This is a genomic window from Parafannyhessea sp. (genome assembly GCF_051876455.1).
GTDB lineage: Bacteria > Actinomycetota > Coriobacteriia > Coriobacteriales > Atopobiaceae > Parafannyhessea.
In genome coordinates this window covers 1-3,865 of the sequence record NZ_JBJEHW010000073.1, presented here as the reverse complement: position 1 = coordinate 3,865, position 3,865 = coordinate 1, and the positions used below count along the sequence as shown (strand labels likewise).

At 64.9% G+C, this 3,865-nt stretch carries 4 protein-coding genes and 1 pseudogene; all 5 read right to left on the bottom strand.

What is annotated here, in order from left to right:
• On the bottom strand, positions 1-1,052 hold a 1,052-nt coding region (locus tag ACI38Z_RS03505), incomplete at its 3' end, for a family 1 glycosylhydrolase (RefSeq protein WP_439788802.1).
• 166 nt (positions 1,053-1,218) lie between these two features.
• On the bottom strand, positions 1,219-2,085 hold the full coding sequence (locus ACI38Z_RS03500; RefSeq protein ID WP_439788801.1) for a MurR/RpiR family transcriptional regulator: 867 nt from the start codon (positions 2,083-2,085) through the stop codon (positions 1,219-1,221).
• Positions 2,086-2,351: 266 nt separating this feature from the next.
• Complete coding sequence (locus tag ACI38Z_RS03495; protein ID WP_439788800.1) at positions 2,352-2,609, bottom strand: hypothetical protein; 258 nt, start codon at positions 2,607-2,609, stop codon at positions 2,352-2,354.
• 277 nt (positions 2,610-2,886) lie between these two features.
• Complete coding sequence (gene istB, locus ACI38Z_RS03490) at positions 2,887-3,645, bottom strand: IS21-like element helper ATPase IstB (protein WP_439788799.1); 759 nt, start codon at positions 3,643-3,645, stop codon at positions 2,887-2,889.
• Positions 3,635-3,865 (bottom strand): annotated as a pseudogene (locus ACI38Z_RS03485) (hypothetical protein); the annotation flags it as partial. The gene istB and the pseudogene ACI38Z_RS03485, both read right to left, overlap by 11 nt.

The window sequence follows — 3,865 nt, the reverse complement described above, 5'->3', positions numbered from 1 at the left end:
GGGTCGATCTGCCAGCCCCAGGCGCTCTTCTGCAGATAGGGGTTGTCCACCATATGGACACTGCTCTGGGAGGTGCTCGCGCTGATGTCCTTCCGGTGCGCGTGGTCGACCACGTTGCTCATGTAGTAGGTAAGCCCGATGTAATCGCAGGTACCCGCCCGCAAGGCCACAAGGTCCTCATCCGTGATGTCGAGGTCCCAACCGCGGCGCTCAAAGAGCTTGCGCGCATAGTTTGGGTACTCCCCGCGGCACATGACGTCGGTAAAGAACAGCGTGCTATGAAGGGCATCGCTGGCGAGAAGAACGTCCTCGGGGTGGCAGCTCAACGGGTACACGACATCTGCCGCGACGCAGCAGCCCACCATGATGCTGGGGTCGACCTCGTGCGCTATCGCGACTACCTTTGCCGCGGACACGAACTCGTAGTGCGCCGCCTGATACATCGTGCGCTCTGGATCGTCTTCAGCGCTCAGGCGCACGGCGGAGTTGGTCCAGCCATACAGGTCGTTGCTCGTATTGAACTGGTTGTTGATCTCGTTCCAGGTGAGCCAGTAACGCACGACACCGTGCCACCTGCGAATGCAGAACTCCGCAAAGCGCTCGAACTTCTGGGCGTTCTCGCGCACGGCCATGCCGCCGCTCCTCGCGATGGCCAGCGGGATCTCGAAGTGGGACAGCGTCACGACGGGCTCCATGCCATGCTCGCGCATGCACGCGAACAGGTCGTCGTAGTATGCGACGCCCGCGGCCAGCGGCTCCGTCTCGTCGCCGGTGGGGAAAAGGCGCGTCCACGCGATGGACGTGCGCAGCGCCTTGAAGCCCATCTGAGCGAGGAGCGCAATGTCCTCGCGGTACGTGTGGTAGAAGTCGATCGCCTTGTGCGTGGGGTAGTACTCCCCCGCCTCGATTCCCTCGGTTATCTTGCGGGGCTTGTCCGCGGAGCCGAGCGTAATCACGTCGGCGATGCTCGGCCCCTTGCCGCCCTCGTCCCAGGCACCCTCCACCTGGTGGGCGGCAATCGCGCCACCCCAGAGGAAGTCATCTTGCAGCATGCGCGCTCCTCTCGTCTGCTTACACAGGCGATGGTAGGGTGCGCAATGCTTGGCACACGGGCTGGCGGCGAGAATTGGCGCAATGCTTCGAAACTTTGCTGGTAAGGGATGCCAAAATCCTGACGCATTGCGTCAGACAATCTGGCTGAAGGCACGAGGCAACTTACTATCCTCGGTTTGCATCCTCGCCAGAGGAGGAACGGTCGAGCTCGCGGTAGTACAGATCGTAATAGTGCTGGTTGATCTGGTACACGTAGTCGCTGTCCTTGCTGAAGGTCATAACGAAGAGGATGTCGAACAGGTACTTGAGAGACGCGTCAAATACCACGTCGCCAAACTTGTCAAACTCGTTGTGATAGAAGCCCCGCAACACGTATGTGGACTGACGGGCCAACGCGCTTTCCGGCTTCGCCGTGACCGCAACGGTCACAAGCCCCCTCCGGGCCATCTCGCGGCTGGCTGCAACAAGCGCCCGATCCGTTCCAGAGCGACTGATAAGGAACGCAAGGTGCTCGGTTGACGCGTAGAGCGAGAAGTACTCCGTCCGGTCCAGATCCTGGTACACGTTTGCCAGATGCCCCGTGAGCATGAGGTTGTGCGCGGCGTAGGAGGCGAGGGTAGCATTGGTGTCGAACGCGAAGAAGTCAACGCAGGGGTGGTCGTGAATCTCCTGCGCGATGCGCTCCACCACCTCGGGGTCGAGCTTCTCTTTGGTCTCCGCGATTACTTGCCGCTCGAGGGTCTCCATCTTGGCCATGGCCGTTATGGCGCGCTCGCCGCTTGCGATCATGGTGTTGGCGGGACTCATGCGCTTGAGGTCGCTGACCAGGTTGACCTTGAAGTCGTTGTAGTTCTCGAAGCCGAGCTTGTGGCAGAAACGAAGCACCGCGGACCCCGAGGTCAACGCGCGACGGCCAAGCTCCCTGGCCGAGATTCGCGAGGCTTCCACCGGATGCGCCAGCACATACTCGGCAATGAGCTGCTCCGTCTGCGTGAGGTGCTTGTCATTACGCAGCTTAGACTCTAGGTCCATGGTTCGCCTCCATCGCAAGCTGGTGCCGAGCATGTGACAGCAGGAATGCCGTTCTTCCACATGATAAGTCGTGGGGTAGCGTCTGAGGAGTTGGCTATCGCATTTCAATCCCGCGGTTCAGATAACCGCGCGGTTTTACCGACATGGCAAGGGCGCCCCGGGGAATCTGCCCGAGGCGCCCTGTGCGTGCTAGGCCGTGCCATGCGAATGCGAATCAAACTTTGTAGTTACGCCGCAGCCGCGGAGGTTGTTCTTCTCCCCCGCTGCTATACCTGCGCGACAACGCCCGTGACCTCCTGCGAGCGGGTCTCCATGAGCTGCAACAGCTCGGACAGGTAGATCAGGTCCATGCGATAGACCAGGTCGGGGGACGGATCGAGGCGGCTGGCGGCGCCGTCGTGGCTGGAGAACGTGCCCTCCAGGAGGCGCAGCTCCCAGACGAGGCCCTCGCGCACCGCCATCATTTCCTGGTACGTCATGCCGTCAAGCTCGTCGATAAAGACCTCGGGTGCCATCATGCTCATCGTGTCCTCCAATCCTTGCACGTGACTGCCACTACCTTGCGCCGCTGGGGGCGGCCCGGGATCAGGGGCGCACGCCCGGACCTCCCGCGCCGCGGCCGTCGCGGCCGCCGGGGCCATCAGGACCGCCGGGGCCGGCGAATCCCTCTGTGTTATGTCAATAGTTCTTGAGCGAATTTCGCATCGGGATTTGAGCGGATTTCTCACCTGACTTGAGCGGGCCCTGCGCAATTCTCGCCGGGCCCGCCCCGCGCCGCTCAGGGCGCGGCCGCCGGCACGCCTACTCCGCGACGCCCCCGCCCGGGGACATGAGCGCGTGCCTCACGCGGTAGGACTCGCCCCTGAACTGGAGGAGCCTGCCGTGGTGGACGACGCGGTCGATCACGGCCGCGGCCATCTGGTCGTCTCCGAAGACGGACCCCCACCTCGAGAACTCCAGGTTGGTCGTGAAGACGACGGACTGCGTCTCGTAGGCCTGCGAGACCACCTGGAAGAGCAGCCTGGCGCCGTCGACGTCGAGCGGGAGGAACCCCAGCTCGTCGACGACCAGCAGCTCGGCGCGGCCGACCTGGGCGAGCTCGCGGTCGAGCCTGCCCTCGTCGCGGGCCCGGCGCAGCCTGCCGACGAGCGACGAGGCGGTGAAGAAGCGCGCGGCCCGCGCCGACTGGCACGCCAGCACGCAGAGCGCCTCGGCCATGTGGGTCTTGCCCGTGCCGACGTCGCCCATGAGCACGAGGTCCTCGCGGTCGCCCAGGAACGACAGCGAGAGCAGGTCGTCCCTGCCGAAGCCGTCCGGCCAGGACACGCACGACCAGTCGTAGCCCTCGAAGGTCTTGGCCTGCGGCAGGGCGCACCTCCTCAGCAGCTGCGCCCTCTTCGAGGCGTCCCTGCTCGCGCCCTCGGCCTCGAGGTAGCCGAGGAGGTACTCGACCTGCCTGGGCGTGCCCCTCCTGGCCCACTCCGCGAGCACGGACTTCGTGAGCGAGCACCTCTTGCCGGCCTCCACGACCGCGTCCGCCACGCACGCGCTACTCTGCATCCCGCGCCGCCTCCCCGAGGAAGCCGTCGTATACGGCGAGGTCGGCCTGCCCCGGCTCGGGGCCGCCCGCGGCCACTCGCCTCGCGAGCGCGTCGCAGGACGCGTCGTCCGGGACCCTGCCGCCCGCGAAGATCCTCGCGGCCGCCTCGCGGGCGGCGCCGAAGCCGGAGTGCTCGGACGCCCTCCCTATCGCCCTGAGGGCCTTCCTCCTCCCGGCCTT